Source organism: Umezawaea endophytica (genome assembly GCF_025061645.1).
GTDB classification, from domain to species: Bacteria; Actinomycetota; Actinomycetes; order Mycobacteriales; family Pseudonocardiaceae; genus Umezawaea; species Umezawaea endophytica.
The window spans coordinates 21,110-43,514 of the sequence record NZ_JANYMP010000014.1; the positions used below are offsets into that span (position 1 = coordinate 21,110).

The window sequence follows — 22,405 nt, forward strand, 5'->3', positions numbered from 1 at the left end:
GGTGTGGTCGGGGGGTAGGCGTGGTGGAAACAGAGGGTGACTGGGGTCTGGGCACGGCGACGCACCGGGAAGCCGTGGCGGCTCGCGAGTGGCTGGTGAGACGGGGTGCCCTGGTCCACATCCCGAGGCCGTTGCTGACGGTCCGGCTGGGCCAGCGGAACCGACGGCGCGTCTGGTTCGGGTACTACGCGGTGTTCGTGGTGCTGGCCTTCGCCTGCTACGCGTTCGTCCACTGGCTGGTGCCGGACCTGCCGGACGTGCGCGACGAGGACATGACCGAAGGCCTCGTCCTCACCTCCGTCTACTGCGCGCTCCAGCTCGCGACGTGGCGCACGTGGTCGCGCGTCGACCGCGGGCTCGCCTCCCACGAGGCCCTGAACGACCCGAGCCTGCCCCGCCCGCCGTGGCGGACGGTGCTCGGCGGCTGGTTCACCGCCTCGACGGCGGTCACCTTCGTCGGTGGGGCGGGGCTGGGCGTCGCCATGGTCGTGACGACGCCCGCCCGGACCTACGCGTCGAGCTGGCTGGGGTTGCTCGCGATCGGTGCCCTGTCCACCGCGGTCGTCCTGACCGGCGTGCTGCGCGCGCCGGTCATCGCGGACGACGAGGCCACCCGCGCCGTGGACGACCTGGTCCGCACCGAGAACGCGAACCACGCCCTGCCCGCGATGTTCGCCGTTCCGGTGGTGTTCGACCTGTTCGAGGGCAAGCAGCCGTCGGCGTTCACCGGGGTGCTGATCGGCTACGTGGTGCTGTCCGTCGGGCTCCAGCTAGTCGCCGTGGTCGTCCACTCGCGCCAGGTGCTGCCACCGGGTGACTACGGTCCTCCCTCCGCGGAGCCCGTGGGCTCCGCGGAGGCCTGACTACGACACGGTCACCGAGTGCCGGAGGTCGTTGAGCCCGGTGGCCGCCTCCCACAGGCCGGTGTTGGCGGTCCGCACGGAGTACTCGGGCCTGCCGGGCAGCAGCGGATCGGCCAGTTCCAGCAGCAGCGCGTACGTGCCGGGGGTGAGCGAGGACGGCACGGTCACGGTCTGCGCCACGGTGTGCGCGCCCGGCAGCCACGCGCGGGGGTCGGCGGCGAGCGGGAGTCGCGTCTCCGCGCGGGTCGTGGTGTTGCGCAGCACCAGCGCCACCGTGCGCGGGTTGATCGTCGCGGCGTAGCCGTCGTTGGTGAGCCCGATCCGGACGGCGAGGCCCGAGCCGCGCGCGGCCGTGGCCGGGAAGGTGCCGTCGCGCAGCGTGAACCGGTAGCCGAGGCGGTTGGTCACGTCCGCCAGGCAGCCCCCGGCGGCCCACGACTGGAGGACGCCCTGGTGGTAGTCGGTGTTCAGGTACGTCCAGTGGAACCGCGACAGCTCACCGGTGGCCGTGGGGCAGTCCGAGCGGGGCGGGTTCGGCGCGCACGTCTCGCCGCCCATCGGCACCGTGCGGGTCTCGGCCTCCAGGTACGGGTACTCCACCGCGGTGTTCTCGTAGGTGCCGAAGTCGTCCGGGCTGGCCAGGAAGCAGTCGTTGTGGTGCCCGAGCCTGCCGCCGGCCGCGTACAGGGTGCGCTTGATCTTCGGCGTCCGGAGCTGCACGGCCCGCGTGGCGGGCAGGACGCTCAACAGCTTGTCCACCACCGCTTTGCGGTTCGCCCAGTCCGCCGAGGTGACCGTGCCCGCGTTGCCGAAGTTGCGGGTGTAGTACCACTCGCCCCACGCGCCGACGAAGCCCGCCTGCACCACGGCGATCACGTCCGCGTTGGCCGTGAAGTACGGAGCGAGCTGGTCCAGGTGCCCCAGCACCCGGTCCTTCGGGGCGTCGTCACCGGCGTCGGACGCCGTGTAGGCGAAGCGCAGCACCAGTTTCACGCCCGCCGCGCGGGCCGCGGCGAACTGGCGGCCCAACCGGTCCAGCGCGGTCTGGGCGATCGGCGAGGCCTTGTACTCCGCGAGGTAGAACACGCACATCACCAGCGTGACGCCCTGCGACGTCCGGTACTGGCGCAGCGCGTCGGCGGAGAAGTCGGCCTTGTCGCAGTCCTGGGTGTGGTGGTAGAGCCCGCGTTCCGGGTTGGCGATCACCTCGGTCGACGGCGGGTAGACCGGGCCGCTCGCGCCGCCGGCGTAGGTGTGGGTGACCTTGGCGGAGGTCTCGACCGGTGCCTCCACCTGGAACACCACGTCGGCGTCGTTCGGGCTGGCCGACTCCCCGATGTCGGCCCGCTCGACCGTCCACCGGGCCGTCCCGCCCGAGGAGGTGAACGGGACCGCCTTGACCGCCGTCCACGCCCAGCCGCCGCCACCGTGCCGGTACAGGGTTCCGTTCTCCAGCAGGAAGTCCGCGCCGACCGCGCCCTGGGCGAACCCCGTGGCCGCGGCGCGGTCGACGTCCAGGTAGACCCGCGCGAACGCGGGTGTTCCCGTGTACCCGACCTGGTAGGTGACGGTCGTGGCGGTGCTGCTCACCGTCGGCCCGGTGATGGCGGCGCCCGCGGGTGTGGCGACGACGCTGGTGAGGGCGAGCGCCATCACCAGGACTCGCACGATCTTCGGCACGCGATTCCTCCGTTTCCCCGCGGCGCTGCCATTAACCCACAGGGCGGATCACCGTCGCGGCCTCAGACCTCCACGTCGGGGTCTTCCGACACCGACCGCAGCGGCGTGAGCGTCGGGTGGCCCTCGGCCAGCAGGGCGGCGTCGCTGCCGGGGCGCGGCTCCTCGTCCACCGACACCGCGGCGAGGCTGATCGTGCCGTCGTCGGTGTCGTGCAGTTTGCTGCGCACGGCGCCGAAGTCGGCCAGGCCCGCTCTCCGGGGCGGGCCCACCTCGGGGCGGTTGGGCACGTTGAGGTTGAGGACGCTGCCCGGTGGCAGCGCGGCGAGCCGGTCGAACAGCCCGGACGCCACTGCGGCGGCCGTGGCCCAGTGGTGCTCGACGTCGGGGTCCAGTCCGACGTCCAGGGACACCGCCATGGCGCGCGCGCCGTTGATGGACGCCGTCAGCGCCGCGCCGACGGTGCCGGAGTGCAGGACGGCGCGGCCGACGTTCGCGCCGCGGTTGATCCCCGACAGCACGACCTCCGGCGGGTCGCCGAACGCTCCCTGGGACGCCACCAGCGCGATGAGGCCGGGGTGGGCGGCGACCGCGAAGCAGGGCACGTCCGGCAGGTCGGGCAGGTCCCGCCGGGCGACCTCGATCCGCCGGTCGTCCTGGGCGGCGGTCAGGCCCGCGCTGGTGCCGCTGGCCTCCGCGGCGGGCGCGGCGACCACCGCGGTCCACCCGTGCCGGACCGCCGCGCGCGCCAACGCCGCCAGCCCCGGTGAGTCGATGCCGTCGTCGTTGGTGATCAGCACCCTCACGCGGCCTCCTCCCACGGCGTGAGGACGACCCGGTCGACCATCTCGCGCACCACGTCGCCGCTGCCGGACCCGAGTCCGTGCCGGGTGACGTTGAGCGCGCCCGCCGCGGCGCCCAGCCTGAGCGACTCCTCCAGCGACAGCCCCTGCGCGAGCCCCGCGGCCAGGCCGGCGGTCATCGAGTCACCGCCGCCACGGGTGTCCACCGGGCTCAGCGCGGGTGACTCCACCAGGTACAGCCGGTCCTCGACCAGCGCCAACGTGGCCTCGGCCGCGCGTGACACGACGACGGCGCTCGCGCCGCAGGTGGCCACCTCGCGGCACCCGGCCACCAGGTCGGGCAGCGAATCGGACTTCGCCAGCCCGTCGGACACCAGTTCCTCGTGGCTGACCTTCACCACGTGGGGGCCGCCCGCGAGCGCCGCCGCGAGCCGGTCGCCGGACAGGTCCACCACGACGCGGCAGCCGTGGGCGCCGAGGTCCTTCGCGAGCCGCTCGTACACCGAGTCGGGCACCGGCTCGTCCTCCTCCGCAGGGCCGCTGAGCACCGCCACGCCCGCGCCGAGCGCTTCGACCAGGGTCAGCTCGTACAGGTCGTCCAGTTCGTGGCGCGACAGCACGTCCGCGGGCATCCGGATCACCTGGTCGCGGTTCCCGTCGCGCCGGTCGTGCACGTACGCGCCGTTGCGCGCCGCGACCTCCCGCACCCGCAGTTCCACCCCGATCAGGTGCCGCAGCACCTGCCCAGTCTCGCCGCCCAGCGCCGAGCACAGCACCACCTCGACGCCCAGCGACTCGATCATCCGCGACTGCCACACCCCCTGGCCGCCCGCGTGCACGTGGACGTCCGGCGTCCCGTCCAGGTCTTCCACCGTCACCGTCAGCAGCGGGGACGGCGCGAACACAGCTACTCGACCGTTCGTCATACCGGGCTATTACCCGTTTTGTCCGAATTCAACCCGTGGAGGGGTGATCGCTCTCGATGTAGGACTTGAACCCCTTGAGGTAGCTCTGCAAGCGCGCGCCGACGACGCCGAGCGCCGACCCGACCGCCTCCAGCGCGCCGTCCGGCTCGTAGTCCATGTGCAGGCTGACGCGCGAACGCCCCTCCCCCACCTCGGCGAACGTCACCGAACCGCTGTGCCGCGCCCCGGAGGTCGCCCGCCAGGTGATGCGCTCGTCCGGCAGCCGTTCGACGATCTCCACGTCGAACTCGCGCTGGACACCGGCGAACCCGGTCATCCAGTGGCTGTGGTCGTGGTCGCGCTCCGTCACGTGCTCCACACCGGACATGAACCGCGAGAACGACTCGGGGGTGTCCCACTGGCGGTAGGCGACGGACGCCGGGACGGCGACCTCGATCGCCTTGTCGTAGATCGGCACGGCGACCTCCTGATCGATGGCGTGGTCGGTCCAACGTCCCACGCGCCACGCCGGGGCGCTGGACGAAACCGGCCGGGGTCGACCGCGTGCGAGGTCAGTCCTTCGTGGACTTCGGTTCGACGACGGTGACCCGGACCCCGGCGGCGCGGATGGCCGACACGACCGCGGTGTCGGCGGACCGGTCGGTGATCACCTCGTGGACCTCGTGGACGTCGGCGATGCGGGCCAGCGCGACCTGGCCGAGCTTGCTGCCGTCGGCCACGACGATGACCCGCTGGGCGCGGCCGATCATGGCGCGGTTGGTGCGGGCCTCGTTCTCGTCGTGGGTGGTGAGGCCAGCGGTCACGTCCAGGCCGTCCACGCCGACCAGCGCGGTGCCGATGCTGATCGACGCCAGGACGTGCTCCGCCCACGGGCCGACCAGTTCGTAGGAGCGCGGTCGGGCCACCCCGCCGACGACGACGAGTTTCAGCCGGGGTCGCGGTGCGAGGTCCGCCGCGATGTTCAGCGCGTTCGTGACCACCGTCAGGTCGGGGCGGCCGGGGAGTTCCTTCGCGATCTCGCTGGTGGTGGAGCCGCCGGTCAGGGCGATCACGTGCGGTCCGACCGGGAGCCTGCGGACGGCCTCGCGGGCGATGGCGCGCTTGGCGTCGCGCGAGCGGTTCTCCCGGTAGCGCACCGGCAGCTCGGTGGCCAGGCCCTGGGGCAGCGCGCCGCCGTGGGTCCTGGTCAGCAGCCGCTGCTCCTCCAGCAGGGCGAGGTCGCGCCGCAGGGTGGCGGCGGAGGCACCGAAGCGCGCGGACAGGTCGCCGACGTCGAGCGATCCGGTTTCCGCCAGCACCTGGAGTATCTCGGGCAAACGTTCCGAACGGGGCGTGCGCCTTTTCCGCGGGCGGTGTTCGGAAACACCGGAATCCGTCGAGTCGACCATGGCGCGCAAGCCTACGGCAGCTTTCCGCGACCCCGCCCCGCCAAGCCGAACACCGGCCTCCCGTACCCCATGGCCAGGGGAAACCACGGCAAACGCGCATCCCGGATGTTCACTTGGCCACCGAACCTTGCGACTCGCGCACCGGCGGACGTAGGAATGCCGAACCCGGCGAAAAGGCGTTGACACGGGTCCGACGGAGCACCACCCCATTCGGGGGAAACGACCTGGTGCCGATTCGAACGCGTCCCGGAAAAGGCGAAGGGCAACACGCATGACCGTGAGCGAACAGCGTCTCGGCGCAGGCTGGACCGCGCGGGAGATCCGCCAGCAACCGGCCACCTGGCCACTGGTGGCCGACGCGGTGGCACGGGCCCGCACGGACGTCGAGGCTCTACTGCGGGACGCGCTCGCCGAACCGCGGACCCGGATCGTGCTGACCGGCGCGGGGACGTCGGCGTTCGTCGGCGAGCTGGTGTCCCGCGACCTGGCGCACCACCTCGGCAGGCCGGTGGAGGCCATCCCCACCACGGAGATCGTCGCCGATCCGCGCGGGTCGGTGGTGGACGACCGGCCGGTGCTGCTGGTGTCCTTCGCCCGCAGCGGGAACAGCCCGGAGTCCGTGGCCGCGGCCGACCTGCTGCGGCGCCTGACGCCGCGCCTGCGCCACCTGGTGATCACCTGCGACCCGGCGGGCGCGCTGGCGCGGCGGTGGTCCGGTGACGAGGACGCCGTCGTGGTCGCGCTGCCCGACGAGGTGAACGACCGCGGGTTCGCCATGACGTCGTCGTTCACCGGCATGGCGCTGGCGGCGCTGCTCGCGTTCGGGATCGACGTCGACGTGCGGGAGTTGGCGCGGGCGGGGTCGTCGGTGCTCGACGACGTCGAGCGGCGGGCGTTCGGGATCGCCGACGCCGCGCCCGCCCGGCTGGTGTTCCTGGGGTCCGGTCCGCTGCTGGGGCTGGCGCGCGAAGCGGCCCTCAAGTGCCTGGAGCTGACCGGGGGCGAGGTGGTGGGGGTCGCCGAGTCGTCGCTGGCGTTCCGGCACGGCCCCAAGTCGGTGGTGCGCGACGGGACGGTCGTCGTCGTCTTCCTGTCCCCCGACGCGCACACCCGCCGCTACGACGAGGACATCGTCCGCGAACTGGTGGCGGATCTGGGCCCGGACCGGGTGGTCGTGGTGGGACCGGCCGACGGCGGCGCGCGGTCGTGGCCCGTTCCGTGCGCGCCCGGCTGGTCGCCCGCGGTGTGGTCGCTGGTCGCGGTGATCACCGCGCAGGCCACCGCGCTCGCGTGCTCGCTCGCGCTGGGGCTGGAGCCGGACGACCCGTTCCCCGGCGGCGAGGTGAACCGCGTGGTGCGGGGCGTGGTCGTCCACGAGTTCGACGAGTTCGACGGGAAGGGGTGAGCCCGGTGTTCCTCGGAGTCGACGGTGGTGGCACCAAGACGGCGTTCTGCCTGGTGGACGTGGACGGGCGGATCGCCGCGGAGGCCAGGACCGAGAGCGTGTACTACCTGGGCGAGGGCCTGCGGATCGTGGAACCGCTGCTGCGCGCCGGGATCGCGGAGGTCTGCCGGATCGCGGGCGTCACGGTCGCGGACATCGCCTACTCGTTCTTCGGCCTGCCGTCCTACGGCGAGATCAGCGCGGACGTGCCGCTGCTCGACGCGCTGCCCGCGACGATCCTCGGGTCCTCGAACTACCGGTGCGGCAACGACATGGTGTGCGGGTGGGCGGCGTCGCTGGGGGGCGTCGACGGCATCAACGTCGTCGCGGGCACCGGCTCCATCGCCTACGGCGAGCACCTCGGCGCGCAGTGGCGCGGCGGCGGCTGGAGCGAGCTGTTCGGCGACGAGGGGTCCGGGTACTGGATCGCGATCAGGGGCCTCAACGCGTTCAGCCGCATGGTCGACGGGCGGCTGCCGGTCGGCGCGCTGGTCGCGGAGATGAGGCGCGCGCTCGACCTGTCCGCGGACTTCGACGCCATCGACGTCGTGATCAACCGGTGGCAGGGCGACCGCGGCAGGATCGCGACCCTCGCCAAGGTCGTCGTCGTGGCCGCGCAGGCAGGCGACGCCGCCGCCGTCGACATCCTGCGGGAGGCGGGGCGGGAGTTGGCCCTGCTCGTGGAGGTCGGTCGCGGCGCGCTCGGCTTCGACCCCTCCCAGCGGGTGCCGGTGTCCTACTCCGGTGGCGTGTTCGGCTCGGAGCACGTGCTGGCGTCGTTCCGGGAGTCGCTCACCCACGAGATCGACCTGCGGGACCCGTTGCTGGAACCGCACATCGGTGCCGCCGTCTACGCGGCACGCCTGCACGGACACCCGTTGCGGGCGCAGGACATCCACGCAGTTGCCGCCCGTTGAGGAGTCGACATGGCCACGTCGAACGCGCCCGCCCCGCTGTCCCGGATGACCGGCTGGATCCCCTACGCCGGTCTGCTCGTGCTGTTCTGGGGCGTGTGGGGGGCCTTCTCCAGCCTGCCCACCAAGTGGTACGGCTACCCGGACCCGATGGTCTACGTCGTGTGGGCGTTGACCATGATCCTGCCCGCCTGGATCTCGTTGCGGGGCAAGAGGTTCGACCGCGGTCGGGTCGCCGCGGGCTACGGCCTGCTGATCGGCCTGACCGGCGCGGGCGGGCAGCTCCTGCTGTTCAAGGCCCTCACGATCGGCCCGGCGTACATCATCTTCCCGATCATCGCGCTGTCCCCGGCGATCACGGTGCTGCTGGCGTTCGGCGCGCTGCGTGAACGGCTGGGCGCGCTGTCGTGGACCGGTGTGGTGCTGGCGCTGGCCGCCGTGGTGCTGTTTTCGGTCTCCCCCGGTGACGGGGGCGACGCCGGGTGGCTCTACCTGGTGCTCGCGGTGCTGGTGTGCGTGGCGTGGGGTGTGCAGGCGTTCTTCATGCGCAAGGCCGCCGTCGCGGGGGTGGCGGACGAGACGACGTTCGGCTGGATGACGATCAGCGGCCTGCTGCTCATCCCGGTCGCGATCGTGATGATGGGCGGCCTGCCGCTGGACTTCCCGTGGCAGGCGCCCGCGCTCACCGCGGTCACGCAGCTCCTCAACGCGGTCGGCGCGCTGTTCCTGGTGATGGCGATGAGCCGCGGGAAGGCGTCGATCGTGGCGCCGGTGACCAACGCCCTGGCGCCGGTGCTGACGATCGTGCTGTCCCTGGTCGTGTTCGGCGCCTCCCCCACCGGGTTCCAGCTCGCGGGCATCGTGCTGGCGCTGGTCGGTTCGACGCTCATGGTCTACCGCAGCGAGAAGAGCGCGGAGGCGGAGGGGGTCGACGTGGCCAGGGCGGACTGACGCGCGGGATCACCCGCTCTGGCCCTGGTGGGTGCGGGACGCGGCGTAGTAGGCGTCGACGGTGTCGCCGTCGACGCCGACGAAGCCCTCCACCCGTGCCGCGGCCGCGCGGATGAGGACGATGAGGATGTCCAGTCCGTGCGGGCCGCCCAGTGCGTGCAGGACGGGGGTGGCCAGTTCGTCGTCGCCTGAGGCGATGGCGGTGATCAGGTCGGTGGCGTGGTGCGCGGCGCGCAGGCTTTGCGTGTCACCCGGTGGGGTGGAGATTCCGAGGGGGACGCGCGCGCCGCGGCGGAGGCTTCCCTGGGGGATGCCGGTGAGCAGGATTCCGCTGAGGACCTCGACCGCGGCCATGGTGGAGTCCTGGTCGGTCAGGACGCGTTGGGCCGCGGCGACGGCGAAGCGCAGGTCGCGGCGGTTGAGGGCGCCGACCGCGGCCATCACCCAGTGCCGGGGGCCGTCGGGAGGGGCGAACGGCGTGGTGGGGGCGTCGTCGGGCGCGGCGGGGGTGGTGGGGCGGCCGTCGTCCTCGGCCGTGCTGCTCATGGAGAACGTGCTCACTCTCGCCGGTTTTCACGGTGTCTTTCGCGCTGGTTCACGGAAAATACCGGCGCCCCGACGCGGCCGCATGATGAAATTGGGGAAAGCAACACTATTGTGAATACCCCGATAAATGCGGAAAGATCGAATGCCGTTATCCCTCGTGGCGGGTGCTAGCGCATTCCCGGCGCGGCGGAAAGGGGCCATCCGGGGAGAGACCGGCTTTTCGGGCGACGACGGGACGTCGGACTCGTTCAGGGGGTGGTCGTGGGTGTGCCGAACCACCGGGGCAGGTGGTCGAGGAGGTCCCGCTGGTCCGCGCCCGCCCACGCGACGTGGCCGTCCGGTCGCAGCAGCACCGCGGGCACGTCGAGGCCTTCGGCGACGTCGACGACGTCGACGACGTGGTCGACGCGATCCGCCCAGCCCGTCACCGAGAGGCCGCCGGTCTGGTCGAGCAGCAGGCCGCGGCCGTCGTGCATCAGCTCGTAGAGGCGGCTCCCCTCCAGGGTCAGGTCCCGCATGCGCCTGCCGAGCAGGTCGTGGCCGTCGCCGAAGTCGTAGCGGACGCCGATCGCGGTGATCTTCTCGATCAGGTGCCGGTTGACCTCCTCGAAGTCCATCAGCTCCGCCAGCAGCGCGCGCACCGACCGGGGGCCGGGTTCGGGGGACATCAGCAGCATCTGGGCGCGGGTGTTGTCCAGCACGGCGGAGGCGACCGGGCGCCGTTCGGCCCCGTAGCTGTCCAGCAGTCCCTCCGGGGCCCAGCCGCGGACCTGCGCGGCCAGTTTCCAGCCGAGGTTGACCGCGTCCTGGATGCCGAGGTTGAGGCCCTGGCCGCCGGTCGGTGGGTGGACGTGCGCGGCGTCGCCCGCGAGCAGGACCCGACCGGCGCGGTAGCGCTCGGCCAGCCTGGTGGCGTCGCCGAAGCGGGAGAGCCAGCGGGGTGAGTGCGCGCCGAAGTCGGTGCCCGCGACCGCGCGCAGCCGCTGCCCGACCTCGTCGAGGGTCGGTGGTGTGGTGCGGTCCTCGGCCACGCCGTCGGCGGGCACGACGAAGCGGTAGAGGCCTTCCCCGGAGGGCGCGACGCCGAACCGGAGCTGGGTCTTGCGGACCTCGGCGACGACGGAGGCGACGGTGTCCGGTGACGCGGTCAGCTCCACCTCGCCCAGCAGCGTCTCGACGGTGCTGGGTTCGCCGGGGAAGTCGATGCCCGCCAGCGCGCGCACGGTGCTGCGGCCGCCGTCGCAGCCGACGAGGTAGCGCGACCGCAGCCGGGTGCCGTCGGCCAGGTCGACGTCCACCCCGTCGTCGTCCTGGCCCAGCCCGACCACCTCGTGGCCGCGGCGGATCCCGACGCCGAGCGCGCGGGCGTGCTCGACCAGCAGCCGCTCGGTGGTGGGCTGCGGCAGGGACAGGACGAACGGGAACGTGGTGTCGAGCCCGTCCGGTGGCGGCTTGGTGATGCCGGCGAAGTACCCGCCCAACGGGCTCCGCCTGCCCAGCGCGAGCATCGGCTCCAGCAGGCCGCGCTGGTCGAGCACCTCCATGCTGCGGGCGTGCAGGCCGCGCGCGCGGACGACCTCCGTCGGCTCGGCGTCCCTTTCCAGCACGAGCACGTCCACGCCGTGCGGTGCCAGTTCGGTGGCCAGCACCACGCCGGTCGGTCCGCCACCGACGACTATCACGTCGATCATCGAGCCCCCTGTTCGACGAAGTCCGGTCGGTCGCGGAATTCCGGGTTTTTCCGCGGGTGCCGGCTTCGGCCGCGGATTCTGCGGCACGACCCCGGTCTTGCCGCAAGCCCCCCTTCGCGCTATATCTTGGAATTGTCGGGGAGAGGTCTTCTCCTCACGCGGGTGGTCGCAGCGCGATCAGGCTGGCGACCGGGCGGCCGTGGTCGGGGGTCCAGGTGTAGCCCGTCTCGCCCGGTGGGGGCCAGCGCAGGTAGTGGCGGTTGCCGTGGCTCGTGAGCAGTCCGTCGCGCAGCACCGTGAGCTTGCTGGTGTTGCCGGAGTCCAGCAGGCAGCCCGACACGACGTCGCCGGCCGCGCGCACGGCCGTGAGGGTCTGCTCGAGGGTGAGGCCGGGGAACGTGGTGCTGCCGGGTCGGCCGTCGAACAGCCGCAGGTGCCTGGCGCCGTCGCCGGTCTCGTAGAAGACGAGCCGGGTGGACGCCCGGTCGCGCAGCAGCGGGTAGCTGCCCAGGGAGCGGTCGTCGTTCAGCGGGTGGGTGACCGGATCGGGGTGGGCCAGTGACGGTCCGACGGAGATGGCGCCCTGCTGGTCGCCGGGGGTGAGCGGGCCGATGGTGTGCACGTCCAAGCGGGTGCCCGCGGCGGAGCGGGGGCAGCGCACGACGACGTCGTGGGCGAAGACGTCGACGCGGCCGGTGTCCTCGCGGGTGACGGCGGCGAAGCGGCCGTCGGGGGTCGCGTGGAAGCCGAGGTCGGTCCAGCGGTCATCGGTGATGGGCGGGGTGAGGCGGGACTCCTCCTGGAAGACGCGGACCTTGCCGGTGCGCTCGTCGGGCTGGTGCTGGATGGCGCAGTTGGCGTTGCCGTAGACCAGGCAGTCGGCGTCGAACGCGGTCCGCGACCCGGCCCACCGCAGCCGTTGCCCGGACAGCGACAACTCGCCGCGCGCGGGCACCTCGACGACGGACAGGACGCCGTCACGGCTGACGAGCGCGTCCTGGGTGGCAACCGGGACGCTCAGGACGCGGCCGGCGCGGATCGCGAGGTTGAGGCTCAGCGTCCGGGGGCGGTGGCGGCAGCGGTCGGCGAGGAAGAAGAAGCCCGCGGTGGTGGTGACGACGTCGCCGGTGCGGCGGGCGTGGTCCGCGGTGCTGACCGGGGGTTCGGTGACGAGGACGTCGGCTCGGGCGGGGGCGTGCCAGGTGGCGGTGTAGGAGTTGGTGAACGTGGACCCCAGCGCCAGCGACTCCGCGTGGAACGTGATGCCGGGCGCGAGGGTGGCGCTGGTGGTGGGCACCGGCCGGTCCAGCAGCGGGCCCAGGTGCGCGGCGGCGTCGGCGGGGGTGTCGAACCGGCGCATCAGTGCGCTCCGAAGACCAGCGGCGCGGTGGCGAGCAGGGCGTCGAGCAGGGCGGACCGGCCGCAGAGGGTCTCGGCGCGCAGGCGGGCGAGGTCGGTGGGGCTCGCGTCGGCGGGGGTGGGCACGGCGGCGCGCAGGGCGGTGGGGGTGGTGGCCGCGATCCGGGCTTGCAGGGACGCCGAGACGGGGGTGAGCGCGTCGAGTTCGGCCAGCATGGCGAGTTCCTCGGCCCAGTGCCGGTCGCCGAGGACCTTGAGGAGGTCCCGGTGCAGGTCCGGCGGGTCGTCCACGACCGGGGTCGGCGGTCGTCTGCGGCGGTAGCCGTCGGCGAGGTCCTCGGGCAGGCGCAGCAGGTCGGCCTTGCCGAGGGTGCGGACGATGCGGAACGCGTTGCGCGTGAAGCAGCGCTCGACCTCGGCCCAGTGCACGATCCGCGGTGACCGGTCGCGCCACGCCCGGTAGCCGTCGTGGGGGTCCAGCACCGCGCACGGGGTGCGCGGCCGGGCGTTGTCGACGTCGAGCAGGATCGTGTCGACGTCGAACAGGCCGTTGAGGGCCAGGTCGGCGGCGTGGTGCAGGACGCCGACGCTGAGGATGGGCCTGCCGCGGCGGTACACGTGGACCCCGGCGCCGACCACGCGGACCCCCGACGGTCCGGCTCGCAGCTTCTCGCGCGGCGGGCCGACCTCTCCCAGCGCGCGCAGGTCGGCGCGCAGCGCGTGGACGTCCGCCGCGCGCACGGTGGCGTGCTTGAGGACGTACAGGTCCACGTCGCGCGGCGACAGGGCGGTGCCGAAGCGGAGGTGGTCGAGGATCTCGCGCGCGCCGCTGCCGCCGAGGTAGGACCGCCGGTACCCGTGGCGCAGCAGGACCTCCCGCAGCGGGGCGAGCCACCGCGAGAGTTCCCGCGCCTCGTGCACCGCGCCCGCTACCGGCAGGCCGCGGCGGTCACACCACGAACCAGACGCGTTCGATCTTCTCCTTGCCCACCTCGTACATCGCGACCGCGGCCCTCGACTCGCCCGCCCCGATGCCGGTCACCAGCTCGTGGTCGATCACGATGCGGCCGTGCACGACCCGCGTGACGAGCTTGGCGTGCAGCGCGGGGTAGGAGTCGAACAGCTCCTGGTAGCGCCGGCGGAACAGCGGCCCGGAGCGGTCCTCCAGCACCTCCCCGGCGGGGAACGTCGCCACCGGCACGTCCTCGACGTAGAAACCGAGGAACCGTTCGAGGTCGCGGGCGTTGTAGGCGGCCAGTTGGCCGGCGACGATCTCCTCAGGAGACAACAAGGACCCCTCTCCTCGAAGCCCGCGGGCACGGGACCTCCGAAATTTTCCCCGTGATCATGCCGGCGCGGGGGCCTGTTTCGGGCGCCTGGTGGCACCGGGTTGCCGGGGCTTCGGAGGTGACGCTGCGATCCGATGTCGATCGCGCTGGGTGATGTGCGATCTTGACGACATGAGCAGTACTCCGGCCAGACCGTCCGCACGGCACTCCCCCGACCCGACGAGGCAGGTGGAGGCCCCGCAGCACGGCGGCGAACCGTACCGGGCCGGTGCGACCGGGTGGGTGGTGCACGCCGTCCAGGCGATGGGCGGTCCGTCGTTCTGGTGCGGCCCCGACTACGGGGACGGCACCGCGGCGGGCCCGTTGGAGAGCGCGCTGTACTGGCCCGACCGCCGGTCGACCTACCGGGCGCTGATGCTGGCGTTCGGGTCGGTCGCGGTGGCCAGTTCCAAGGGCTTCTCCCCCATCGAGCTGCCCGACCAGTCCGGCCGCTGATCCCGGCGGTCCGCCCGCCCCGCCCGCCGCGGTGTCGTCGCGCCTCGACGGCGTGGCGGGCGGGGGCGTGCCGTCGGTGGCGGGGCTAGCGGATGAACCGGCCGTCGACGACCGCGTCCACGCCGGGTGGGTCGGCGACGGCGGCGCGGGGGTCCAACGCGCCGAGCAGGTGCAGGAGCACGACGAGCGCCGCCGCGGCGGCGGTGCCCGCGATGGCGCGGTGGGGCTGCATGGTGGTGACGGTAGAGGGGCGGCCGTGGGCGCGGTGTGTCCGCCGTGGACTTCCGGGGCCCCTGTTCCCGTTATAGGGGCCCGTTGTAGAGGACGGTGCCCGCGGCGTCGGTGACCCTGGTGGTGAGGCCGGTGATCTTGTCGCGGGCCAGCGGGACGAAGTAGGCGAAGGTCTCGGAGCCCGCGTCGGCGAGGACGGGTTTGCCGCCGGGGAGGAAGATCTCGACCTTGGCGACCTGCGGGAGGGTGCGGCCGTAGCCGAGGAAGCCGGTGTCGGCGTCGATCCCACCCGCCTTGGCCAGGGCGCGGTTGGCGTTGCGGAGGCTGGACTCGGTCATGGGGCCGACACCGGAGCCGCTGCCGAGCGGGTGCACGCCGCACATGGCGATGGTGCGGGGGGTGCTGCCGACGACGATCTTGTGGCCCTGGCCGTCGTCGATGAGGGCGCCGAGGGTGAAGTTGGCGGGGTCGAGTTCGGCGTTGCCGCAGGAGCGCAGGAGTTCGGCCTTGACCGCCTGGAGGTCCTTGGGCTTCTGCTCCTTCTGGGGTTCGCTGGTGGGCGCCGCGGGTGCCGAGGGGGTCTCGGCGGCGGCGGGCTGGTCCCGTGGTTCCCACAGGGCATTGCTGATCACCGCGAGCAGCAGCGCGACAGCGGCGGCCACAACAGCGGTGGCACGCATGGATCCGATCGGCACCGTCTTCCCTTCACTCTCGGGTGAAAGTGTGGCACGAACGGGTGAGGAAGATCGACACCAGCCTCACTTTGGGCGCAGGACGGTGGTGCGTTTGACTTCCGCGCTCTCCAACGCGCCGTGCACGGGCACGGCGTAGGAGGCGAGCACGGTGAACTCCGCGTGCGGCAGGTGCGCCCGCTGCGGGTCCCCCACCAGCACCGCGGCGCCCCGGTCGGCGGCGGCGCGCAGGAACGGCAGCACGCGCTCGGCCATGCCCCGGTCGTAGAACACGTCCCCGGCGAGCACGACGTCGTACCCATCGGGGGCGCCGCCGAGCAGGTCGCCGCCCTCCACGGTGACCGCGACGCCGTTGAGGTCGGCGTTGACGGCGATGGCGGCGGTCGACAGCGCGTCGACGTCGTTCGCCGTCACGTCGGCCGCGCCCGCCAGCCGCGCGGCGATGGCGACGAGCCCGGACCCGGCGGCGAGGTCGAGGACGCGGCGGCCGGTGACGACCTCGGGGTGGTCGAGCACGTAGCGGGCCAGCGCTTGGCCGCCGGCCCACGGGAACGCCCAGAACGGCGGCGAGTCCTCCTCCGTGGCCTCCCACAGGGCGATGACGTCGTCGGCTCCGCGCAGGACCACCTCCGGTACCAGCGGCACGAGGTGGGGGCGGGTGTTGGCCAGCACGAACGCGGTGCGGTCCACCTACGCGGTGCGGGGTTCGCCGGCGCGAGCCGTCGGGGTGGGGGCGGCGTGGTCGATCGCGCGCGGGTTCTCGGTGCGGGCACGGCGCTCGGGCCGGGTGAGCGGACGGACCATGCGGTGATGGTAGTACCGGCCGACAGGCCCGTGATCCGCCGCCGGGGCGGTTCTCGCGTTCAAGCACGCGGGTCACGCGGTGCGCGTGGTTGAAGCGGCGCGGGTCGGGGCGGCCGATCGCGCGGGACGAGTCGGGACGCTTGGTCGGGACGCGGGTCGGGGGGCGCGCAGGCGAGCGGAGCGGCGCGGGGTGGGACGTGCGGTCGGCCGCGCCGGCACGCGGTGCGCGTGGTCGGACGCGTGGTCGAGGCGGTGCGGGTCGGGTCGATCGCACGGGTCGGGACGCGGGTCGGGGGCGCGCGGTCGGGTCGGTCGACGACGCGGGGTGGTCGGCGGCAGCGTGAGTCGAGGTCGCGACGGTGCGGTCAAGGTCGGGGCGGTCGGCGGCAGCGCGGGGCGGGGGTGCTCCGGTGTGGTGGCTCCCCCGAGATCAGACGGTACCGGTGGGGTACGACAATCGCGGTCGCGCCCTATGCGGAGCGCCCTCCGGTTCTGCTACGGTGAAACGGAGGGCACTCCACCTAGGCGGAAGGGGTTTTCGCGTGGCTGACGAGGCACCTGGCGGGGTCGTTCGGTTCGGCGGACGGGACGTGGCCCGGATCGGGTTCGGGGCGATGCAGCTCGTGGAGGGGGCGGTCGAGCGGCGGGTCGCGGTCGACGTGCTGCGGCGGGCGGTCGAGGTGGGTGTGGGACACGTGGACACGGCCGGGTTCTACGGGGCCGGGGCGTGCAACGCGTTGATCCGCGAGGCGCTGTCGCCCTACCCGGACGGGCTGGTGCTGGTGAGCAAGGTCGGGGCCGAGCACGCCGGGGAGGCGGGGCTGGTGCCCGCGCAGCGGCCGGAGCAGTTGCGGGCCGGGGTGGAGGCCGATCTGGTGAGCCTGGGCGTGGAGCGGGTGGACGTGGTGAACCTGCGGCGGCTCGACGCGCCGCCCGGTCTGCTGGCGGAGGGCGCGCAGCGGGTCGACCTGGACAGCCAGGTGGCGGAGCTGGTGGCGTTGCGACAGGAGGGCAAGATCGGCGCGATCGGGTTGAGCAACGTCGACGCCGAGCAGGTCCGTCGCGCGGCGCCCGCGGGAGTGGAGTGCGTGCAGAACGGCTACAACCTGCTCGACCGGTCCCACGAGGCGACGCTGGGGGTGTGCCGGGAGCACGGGATCGCGTGGGTGCCGTTCTTCCCGCTCGGGTCGGCGTTTCCCGGACTTCCCAGGGTGACGGGCAATCCCGAGGTCGTCGCGGTCGCGCGGGCGCTGGGGGTGACGCCCGCGCAGGTCGGGCTGGCGTGGCTGCTGACCCGCTCGCCGCGCACGCTGCTCATCCCCGGCACGGCCGACCGCGCGCACCTGGAGCAGAACGTCGGCGCCGGGGCCGTGCGCCTGGACGCCGACGCGCTCGCCGTCCTGGACGCCGTGGCCTAGCCGCCCGCTCGGGACCACCTGGGCCAGCGGAGGTTCGTGGACGCCGTGGCTTAGCCGCCTGCTCGGGACCACCCGCACGGCGACGGTTTCGTGGACGCCGTGCCCTAGAGGCCCCCGGCGACGCGCAGGACGGCGCCGGTGGTGAACGCGGCCTCCGGGCCGAGCAGCCACGCGATGGCCGAGGCGATGTCGTCGACCTCGCCCGCCCGCCGCAGCGGGATGATCTCGGCCATGCGGTCGGGGCGGTCGGGGTTGCCCGAGACGGCGTGGATGTCGGTGCGGATGGTGCCCGGCGCGACGCAGTTGACGCGGATGCCGCGCGGGCCCAGTTCCTTGGCCAGGCCGACGGTGAGGGCGTCGACGCCGGCTTTCGCGGCGGCGTAGTGGACGTACTCGCCGGGGCTGCCCAGGGTCGCCGCGGCCGAGGACACGTTGACGATGGCGCCGCCCTCGGTGAGGTCGCGGGCGGCGCGGCGCGCGCACAGCAGCGCGCCGAGGAGGTTGACGTCCAGGACGTGGCGCAGGTCCTCGACGCGCAGGTCGGCCAGCGGCCCGGCGGGGCTGGTGACGCCCGCGTTGTTGACCAGGCCGGTGATCGGGCCCAGGACGCTCGCGGCGGTGTCGAACAGCTCGTCGACGTCGCTCGGCGAGGTGGTGTCGACCCGGACGGCGACGGCCTGGCCGCCGTCGGCGCGGATGTCGCGGGCCAGCGCGTCGGCCTCGTGCAGGGCGCGGCGGTAGCCGATGGCGACGTGGTGGCCGCGGGCGGCGAGGGCGCGGACGGTGGCGGCGCCGATGCCGCGGCTGCCGCCGGTCACCACGGTGACGGGACTCATGCGACGAGCCTAGAGATCGGCGGCGTGGAATCGCACGGGAGTGGGGTACCCGCAGCGCATGCGGCACCCCAGTGGAGATCCGGACCCGGCTTCACCCGTTCAGCCCTGTTGGGGCAGTCTGTGGCCGTGATCGAGCCGCGCTGCTCCGCGTTCTCCGCGGCCCTCGCCGAGCCCCAGTCCGGGACGGCCGCGACCGCGAGGGCGTGGGTGTGCCTGGAGCAGCCCGGCCCGTGGGGTCGCGACGCGCTGCTGGAGAGCCACCTCGACCCGGAGCTGGGCGCGGAGCTGGTCCGCCGCTCGTCCGGGACCGGGGTGCGGGTGCTGCTGATCCGCCGTCCGGGGACGCACCCCGACCGGCACGTCCCGCAACGCCGCCGCGTCTACCTGGCGAGCTGCGCGCCCGGCGCCTCGTGGCTGGAACGGGCGGACCTCACCGATCCCGAGGAGCTGCTCGAACTGGACTTCACCGCGCTCGGCCAGGGCCGGTCGACGGGCTTCGGCACGCCGGAGACCGGTCCGCTGCTGCTGGTGTGCACCAACGGCAAGCGCGACGTGTGCTGCGCGCTGGCCGGGCGGCCGATCGTCGCGGACCTGGCCGCGCGGCACGGCGACGCGGTGTGGGAGTGCACCCACACCGGCGGGCACCGGTTCTCCCCCACCGGGGTGCTGCTGCCCTCCGGGTACCTCTACGGGCGGCTGGACACCGGGTTCGCCGAGGAGCTGCTGGCGGCCCGCGCCGTGGTCGTGGACCGCTGCCGGGGCCGCTCGTACTGGTCGAAGGCGGGTCAGGTCGCGGAGGTCGCGGTGCGGGCCCGGCTGGGGGAACGCGGTGACGCGCTGGTGGTGGAGCCGGAACGGCGGCACGACGCGACCACGTGGACGGTGCTGGTGCGCCACGCCGACGGCCGGGAGTGGCAGGTGTCGGTGACCGAGCGGGCCCTGCCGCCCGCGCGGCCGACCGGGTGCGGCAAGGAGCCCGCCATCCCGACCGCGCTGGTCGTGACGGCGGTGGATCAGCTCGTGCCGGTGGCCTGAACGTCCGACCGGCCGGGGACCGCGCGCGGCACGGCGGCGGAGAACAGGCCCAGGCCCAGCGCGTACGGGTCGTCCAGGCCGACCTCGCGCAGCGCGTCACCCGGCAGCGCGAGCAGCGAGATCGCGACCCCGAGGAAGTAGGCGTCGAGCAGGCCCGCGTCACGGGCCGTGCTCGGCAGCCCGGCGGTGCGGTGCAGCTCCGCGCCCGCCTCGGCGTTGGCCACGGCCATCCGGCTCAGCGCCTCCCGCACACCGGGCCTGCGCACGGCCTCCAGGTACAGCTCCAGCATCGCGAGCACGTGCGTCGGGTCGTCGGCGACCGCGCGCCGCAGCAGCGCCGGGTACAGCTCGGCGACGTCGGTGGCGGTCACGTCGGCGGGGGTGGTGTCGCGCAGCCTGCGCACGGCGGCGACGTGCAGCTCGGTCATCCGGTTCGCGGCGGCCTGGAGCAGCGTTTCCCTGGTGGGGAAGTAGTTCTTGGTCGTGCCCAGCGGCACCTCGGCGCGGCGGTCGACCGCTCGGTGGGTGAGGCCCCGGCCGCCGTCGGTGGCCAGCACCGAGATGGCCGTATCGCACAGCAGTTCACGACGGAGCGTCACAATTTCGGACGATACTGGTTCCTTCGGGTGAGCGCAGCGCCGGGGTGGATCTTGACGCGCCCACGGCGGTCACCAACCGCCCCCCTTGCAGCACGAGCCAGCCGCCGCACACGCACCGCTGGTAGCGCACCTGCCCCGCGCCGCTGCGGTGCGCGGAGGCGGGGGTGGTGGGGTCGTCGACGGGCCAGCCGCAGGAGGGGCAGTTGGTGTTCACGCCCCCAGCGTGCTGTCATGGTTCAGTGCACTTCAACCCTTACGGCGGGCTGGCGGCGGAACTCGCCGTGATGCTCGTCAACGCCGGACCCGACCTGACCCCGGACCGGCTGCTCGACCTGCTGCGCGACCGCGACTACCGGCCCGCCGGGACGTGCAGCGACGCGGAACTGGCCGAGCTCACGGCGTGGGCGCGCCGGTTGGAGGAGGTGTTCGCCGGGACCGTGGACCGGGTGCCCGCGCTCAACGCCCTGCTGGCGGAGTCCGCGACGCAGCCCTACATCTCCGAGCACCACGGGCGCGCGCCGCACCTGCACTTCGCCCGCGAGGACGGCCCGATGGTGGCCCGGCTCAAGGCCTACACCGCCTCCGGGCTCGCGCACGCGTTCTGCCAGGACCCCGACCGGGTCGGCCGCTGCGACCGCGAGGGCTGCGGGGTCGTCTACGTCGACACCTCCCGCAACGGCCGCCGCCGCTTCTGCTCCACCCGCTGCTCCAACCGCGTGCACGTGGCCGAGCACCGGCGGACCCGCGCGCTCGTGTGAGCCTCAGCCCTTCGCGCGCAGTTCGGTGAGCAGCCCGTACACCGTGGAGCGCGACACCCGCAGCGCTTGGGCGACGACGGGGGCGGCGCGGCGGACGGCGAACACCCGCGCCTCGTCCAGCGCGCGCAGGACGGCGAGCCGGTCCTGGCGGGTCATCCGGTCCACCGACCGTCCGGTGGACCGCACGTGGGTGCCGATCACGTGGTCGACGCGCTGCGACCAGTCGGCCTCGAACAGCGGCTCGGGCGGCGGGGTGGTGGGGGCGCCGAACGCGGACAGGACGGCGGCGGCCCGTTCCAGGGGGGTGCGGTCGAGGTTGACGCACAGCACCACCGACGGCGTGCCGTCGTCGTCGCGCAGCACGGCGCTGACCGAGGACAGGCGGCGGCCGTCGGCGAGCAGCTTCTCGTAGGGGCCGTAGACGTCGCGGTCGGTCGGGTCGAGCCGGTCCAGGTCGCCCAGCGCCGACGGGTCGCCGGGGCCGCGCGCGGTCAGCGGGTTCCAGACCTCCAGCACCCGGTCGGTGGCCGGGTCGTGCAGGACGACCTCGGCGTACGGGCCGAGCAGCAGGGTCACGGCCCGGCACACCGGTTCCCACCTGAGCACACGCGGATCTCGCATGCCCGGACTTTACGTCCAGGCTGGACGAAAAGTCCTAGGCGGGGCCGGGTTCGGCCGCCAGCGGCGGCACCCGGCGGCCGAACAGGGTGCCGTCGAAGCTGGCGTCGTCGGCGTACAGGGCGTCGTTGACGTCGGTGCGGCCCCGGAACCAGGTGTGGTCGAAGTGGGCGTCCTTGCCGAACACCGTGCCGGTGAAGTAGGCGCGGCCACCGAAGCGGACCCGGCGGAACCCGGCGCTGTCGGCGAACTCCGCCCGGCTGAACACCGCCCGCCCGGAGAACCGGGAGTGGCTGAACGTGGCCTCGGCGGTCACGCGCATCCCGTCGAAGGTGGCGTTGCCGGTGAAGCGGGCGCCGCGGAAGGACGCGGACCGGGCGAACAGGGCGTCGTCGAAGCGGACCAGCCGCCCGAAGCGGGCCCCGTCGAACTCGGCGTCGCCGGTGACCGTGACGGCGTCGAACCGGCTCGTGCCGAGCAGTTCGGCGCGCGCGAACCCCGCCGCGCGCACCCGGCAGCCGCGCAGGTCGAGGTCGACCAGGGTCGCGTCGTCGAACCGCAGGCTCATCCCGGCCCAGAAGTCCGGGCCCGGCCGCAGGTGCCGCACGAGCGCGTCCTGGAGGGTGTGCCGCCACTGCTCGTCCACGCCGAGCTCCACCCCGCCGCGCAGGCCAGCGCAGATGGAGGTCACGATGTCCTGCCGCAGCCGCGACTTCTCCTGGCCCATCGCCTCCAGCGCCCGCAGCCCCTCCACGTCGCCGTCGCGGAGCCTGCGGTGCGCCTCCCGCCACGCCGACAGGTGCCGGTCGGCCTCGCCGCCGGTGCGCCTGCGGGCGTGGTCGTCGAGCAGGGTGTCGGCCTTGCCCTGGCGGTAGTGGCGGACGGCGATCACGAGCGCCACCACGCCGAAGAACAGCGCGGTGAGCCAGGTCGAGGACATGCCTCGCATCATCCACGATCCGCGGCCCTACGTCGTGGGGTGTACCCGTGATCACCGCTTCCCGCCCGACGCGGCGGACGCCCGCCGCGGTGAGGATGGAGCGGGTACACGCCGGTCGTCGCGGGAGG

At 73.6% G+C, this 22,405-nt stretch carries 25 protein-coding genes; 8 read left to right on the forward strand and 17 right to left on the reverse strand.

Annotated features, from left to right (window positions below):
- Nucleotides 1-20: 20 nt before the first annotated feature.
- Nucleotides 21-863, forward strand: coding sequence for a hypothetical protein (locus tag NZH93_RS26860; RefSeq protein WP_259625990.1), 843 nt, complete (start codon nucleotides 21-23; stop codon nucleotides 861-863).
- On the opposite strand, the gene NZH93_RS26865 is transcribed toward NZH93_RS26860, so the two are convergent.
- The 5 genes from NZH93_RS26865 to NZH93_RS26885 all read right to left on the reverse strand — a co-directional run bounded on the left by NZH93_RS26865 (nucleotide 864) and on the right by NZH93_RS26885 (nucleotide 5,657).
- Nucleotides 864-2,543, reverse strand: a complete 1,680-nt coding sequence (locus NZH93_RS26865; RefSeq protein ID WP_259625991.1) for a DUF4832 domain-containing protein — start codon at nucleotides 2,541-2,543, stop codon at nucleotides 864-866.
- Nucleotides 2,544-2,605: 62 nt separating this feature from the next.
- Complete coding sequence (gene surE, locus NZH93_RS26870; protein WP_259625992.1) at nucleotides 2,606-3,346, reverse strand: 5'/3'-nucleotidase SurE; 741 nt, start codon at nucleotides 3,344-3,346, stop codon at nucleotides 2,606-2,608.
- Complete coding sequence (locus NZH93_RS26875) at nucleotides 3,343-4,269, reverse strand: 1-phosphofructokinase family hexose kinase (RefSeq protein WP_259625993.1); 927 nt, start codon at nucleotides 4,267-4,269, stop codon at nucleotides 3,343-3,345. The genes surE and NZH93_RS26875 overlap by 4 nt, the downstream gene beginning before the upstream one ends.
- A 28-nt stretch (nucleotides 4,270-4,297) precedes the next feature.
- The gene (locus NZH93_RS26880; RefSeq protein ID WP_259625994.1) at nucleotides 4,298-4,726 is read right to left on the reverse strand and encodes an SRPBCC family protein; all 429 of its coding nucleotides are present in this window, start codon (nucleotides 4,724-4,726) and stop codon (nucleotides 4,298-4,300) included.
- A 94-nt stretch (nucleotides 4,727-4,820) separates the two neighbouring features.
- A complete protein-coding gene (locus tag NZH93_RS26885; protein WP_259625995.1) occupies nucleotides 4,821-5,657 on the reverse strand; it encodes a DeoR/GlpR family DNA-binding transcription regulator in 837 nt (278 codons plus the stop codon).
- 271 nt (nucleotides 5,658-5,928) lie between these two features.
- Between NZH93_RS26885 and NZH93_RS26890 the strand changes: the two genes are divergently transcribed.
- Genes NZH93_RS26890 through NZH93_RS26900 form a run of 3 tightly spaced genes read left to right on the forward strand, consistent with a single transcriptional unit; the run spans nucleotide 5,929 to nucleotide 8,966 of the window.
- Nucleotides 5,929-7,062 (forward strand): SIS domain-containing protein, encoded by a 1,134-nt coding sequence (locus NZH93_RS26890; protein ID WP_259625996.1) that lies wholly within the window; start codon nucleotides 5,929-5,931, stop codon nucleotides 7,060-7,062.
- Between the two features lie 5 nt (nucleotides 7,063-7,067).
- A complete protein-coding gene (locus NZH93_RS26895; RefSeq protein ID WP_259625997.1) occupies nucleotides 7,068-8,018 on the forward strand; it encodes an N-acetylglucosamine kinase in 951 nt (316 codons plus the stop codon).
- A 9-nt stretch (nucleotides 8,019-8,027) separates the two neighbouring features.
- On the forward strand, nucleotides 8,028-8,966 hold the full coding sequence (locus NZH93_RS26900) for a DMT family transporter (protein WP_259625998.1): 939 nt from the start codon (nucleotides 8,028-8,030) through the stop codon (nucleotides 8,964-8,966).
- Nucleotides 8,967-8,975: 9 nt separating this feature from the next.
- On the opposite strand, the gene NZH93_RS26905 is transcribed toward NZH93_RS26900, so the two are convergent.
- From NZH93_RS26905 to NZH93_RS26925, 5 genes are all read right to left on the reverse strand, one after another.
- A complete protein-coding gene (locus tag NZH93_RS26905; protein WP_259625999.1) occupies nucleotides 8,976-9,512 on the reverse strand; it encodes a hypothetical protein in 537 nt (178 codons plus the stop codon).
- Nucleotides 9,513-9,760: 248 nt separating this feature from the next.
- Nucleotides 9,761-11,203 (reverse strand): rifampin monooxygenase, encoded by a 1,443-nt coding sequence (gene rox / locus NZH93_RS26910; protein ID WP_259626000.1) that lies wholly within the window; start codon nucleotides 11,201-11,203, stop codon nucleotides 9,761-9,763.
- A gap of 154 nt (nucleotides 11,204-11,357) precedes the next feature.
- The gene (locus tag NZH93_RS26915; RefSeq protein WP_259626001.1) at nucleotides 11,358-12,563 is read right to left on the reverse strand and encodes a hypothetical protein; all 1,206 of its coding nucleotides are present in this window, start codon (nucleotides 12,561-12,563) and stop codon (nucleotides 11,358-11,360) included.
- Nucleotides 12,563-13,483 carry a hypothetical protein gene (locus NZH93_RS26920; RefSeq protein ID WP_259626002.1) on the reverse strand — a complete coding sequence of 307 codons (921 nt, stop codon included), beginning with the start codon at nucleotides 13,481-13,483 and terminating at the stop codon, nucleotides 12,563-12,565. Before NZH93_RS26920 ends, NZH93_RS26915 begins: the two co-directional genes overlap by 1 nt.
- A gap of 28 nt (nucleotides 13,484-13,511) precedes the next feature.
- A complete protein-coding gene (locus NZH93_RS26925) occupies nucleotides 13,512-13,853 on the reverse strand; it encodes a nuclear transport factor 2 family protein (protein WP_259626003.1) in 342 nt (113 codons plus the stop codon).
- 169 nt (nucleotides 13,854-14,022) lie between these two features.
- On the opposite strand from NZH93_RS26925, the gene NZH93_RS26930 reads away from it, so the two are divergent.
- Nucleotides 14,023-14,346, forward strand: a complete 324-nt coding sequence (locus tag NZH93_RS26930; protein WP_259626004.1) for a hypothetical protein — start codon at nucleotides 14,023-14,025, stop codon at nucleotides 14,344-14,346.
- Between the two features lie 85 nt (nucleotides 14,347-14,431).
- Here the strand turns inward: NZH93_RS26930 and NZH93_RS26935 are convergent, their stop codons facing one another.
- The 3 genes from NZH93_RS26935 to NZH93_RS26945 all read right to left on the reverse strand — a co-directional run bounded on the left by NZH93_RS26935 (nucleotide 14,432) and on the right by NZH93_RS26945 (nucleotide 15,959).
- A complete protein-coding gene (locus NZH93_RS26935) occupies nucleotides 14,432-14,578 on the reverse strand; it encodes a hypothetical protein (protein WP_259626005.1) in 147 nt (48 codons plus the stop codon).
- Nucleotides 14,579-14,648: 70 nt separating this feature from the next.
- On the reverse strand, nucleotides 14,649-15,272 hold the full coding sequence (locus NZH93_RS26940) for a hypothetical protein (protein ID WP_259626006.1): 624 nt from the start codon (nucleotides 15,270-15,272) through the stop codon (nucleotides 14,649-14,651).
- A 63-nt stretch (nucleotides 15,273-15,335) separates the two neighbouring features.
- Nucleotides 15,336-15,959: a class I SAM-dependent methyltransferase gene (locus NZH93_RS26945; protein ID WP_259626007.1), complete on the reverse strand. Its 624-nt coding sequence runs from the start codon at nucleotides 15,957-15,959 to the stop codon at nucleotides 15,336-15,338.
- A gap of 656 nt (nucleotides 15,960-16,615) precedes the next feature.
- On the opposite strand from NZH93_RS26945, the gene NZH93_RS26950 reads away from it, so the two are divergent.
- Complete coding sequence (locus NZH93_RS26950; protein WP_259626008.1) at nucleotides 16,616-17,491, forward strand: aldo/keto reductase; 876 nt, start codon at nucleotides 16,616-16,618, stop codon at nucleotides 17,489-17,491.
- Nucleotides 17,492-17,595: 104 nt separating this feature from the next.
- On the opposite strand, the gene NZH93_RS26955 is transcribed toward NZH93_RS26950, so the two are convergent.
- A complete protein-coding gene (locus NZH93_RS26955; protein ID WP_259626009.1) occupies nucleotides 17,596-18,327 on the reverse strand; it encodes an SDR family NAD(P)-dependent oxidoreductase in 732 nt (243 codons plus the stop codon).
- 126 nt (nucleotides 18,328-18,453) lie between these two features.
- Here NZH93_RS26955 and NZH93_RS26960 point away from each other — a divergent pair, with 126 nt between their 5' ends.
- On the forward strand, nucleotides 18,454-19,362 hold the full coding sequence (locus NZH93_RS26960) for a ferredoxin family protein (RefSeq protein ID WP_259626010.1): 909 nt from the start codon (nucleotides 18,454-18,456) through the stop codon (nucleotides 19,360-19,362).
- Here NZH93_RS26960 and NZH93_RS26965 read toward each other — a convergent pair.
- Nucleotides 19,341-19,961 carry a TetR/AcrR family transcriptional regulator gene (locus tag NZH93_RS26965; RefSeq protein ID WP_259626011.1) on the reverse strand — a complete coding sequence of 207 codons (621 nt, stop codon included), beginning with the start codon at nucleotides 19,959-19,961 and terminating at the stop codon, nucleotides 19,341-19,343. The genes NZH93_RS26960 and NZH93_RS26965 overlap by 22 nt on opposite strands.
- A 239-nt stretch (nucleotides 19,962-20,200) precedes the next feature.
- Between NZH93_RS26965 and NZH93_RS26970 the strand changes: the two genes are divergently transcribed.
- Nucleotides 20,201-20,719 (forward strand): CGNR zinc finger domain-containing protein, encoded by a 519-nt coding sequence (locus NZH93_RS26970; RefSeq protein ID WP_259626012.1) that lies wholly within the window; start codon nucleotides 20,201-20,203, stop codon nucleotides 20,717-20,719.
- A gap of 3 nt (nucleotides 20,720-20,722) precedes the next feature.
- Here the strand turns inward: NZH93_RS26970 and NZH93_RS26975 are convergent, their stop codons facing one another.
- Complete coding sequence (locus NZH93_RS26975) at nucleotides 20,723-21,340, reverse strand: helix-turn-helix transcriptional regulator (RefSeq protein ID WP_259626013.1); 618 nt, start codon at nucleotides 21,338-21,340, stop codon at nucleotides 20,723-20,725.
- A 34-nt stretch (nucleotides 21,341-21,374) separates the two neighbouring features.
- On the reverse strand, nucleotides 21,375-22,277 hold the full coding sequence (locus NZH93_RS26980) for a pentapeptide repeat-containing protein (RefSeq protein ID WP_259626014.1): 903 nt from the start codon (nucleotides 22,275-22,277) through the stop codon (nucleotides 21,375-21,377).
- Between the last annotated feature and the right edge of the window lie 128 nt (nucleotides 22,278-22,405).

Coding starts and splice junctions, on each gene's coding strand:
- NZH93_RS26935 (WP_259626005.1), bottom strand. CDS start 14,578: ATGCAGCCCCACCGCGCCATCGCGGGCACCGCCGCCGCGGCGGCGCTC.
- NZH93_RS26955 (WP_259626009.1), bottom strand. CDS start 18,327: ATGAGTCCCGTCACCGTGGTGACCGGCGGCAGCCGCGGCATCGGCGCC.
- NZH93_RS26980 (WP_259626014.1), bottom strand. CDS start 22,277: ATGTCCTCGACCTGGCTCACCGCGCTGTTCTTCGGCGTGGTGGCGCTC.
- NZH93_RS26885 (WP_259625995.1), bottom strand. CDS start 5,657: ATGGTCGACTCGACGGATTCCGGTGTTTCCGAACACCGCCCGCGGAAA.
- NZH93_RS26890 (WP_259625996.1), top strand. CDS start 5,929: ATGACCGTGAGCGAACAGCGTCTCGGCGCAGGCTGGACCGCGCGGGAG.
- NZH93_RS26900 (WP_259625998.1), top strand. CDS start 8,028: ATGGCCACGTCGAACGCGCCCGCCCCGCTGTCCCGGATGACCGGCTGG.
- NZH93_RS26905 (WP_259625999.1), bottom strand. CDS start 9,512: ATGAGCAGCACGGCCGAGGACGACGGCCGCCCCACCACCCCCGCCGCG.
- rox (WP_259626000.1), bottom strand. CDS start 11,203: ATGATCGACGTGATAGTCGTCGGTGGCGGACCGACCGGCGTGGTGCTG.
- NZH93_RS26975 (WP_259626013.1), bottom strand. CDS start 21,340: ATGCGAGATCCGCGTGTGCTCAGGTGGGAACCGGTGTGCCGGGCCGTG.
- NZH93_RS26875 (WP_259625993.1), bottom strand. CDS start 4,269: ATGACGAACGGTCGAGTAGCTGTGTTCGCGCCGTCCCCGCTGCTGACG.
- NZH93_RS26930 (WP_259626004.1), top strand. CDS start 14,023: ATGAGCAGTACTCCGGCCAGACCGTCCGCACGGCACTCCCCCGACCCG.
- NZH93_RS26915 (WP_259626001.1), bottom strand. CDS start 12,563: ATGCGCCGGTTCGACACCCCCGCCGACGCCGCCGCGCACCTGGGCCCG.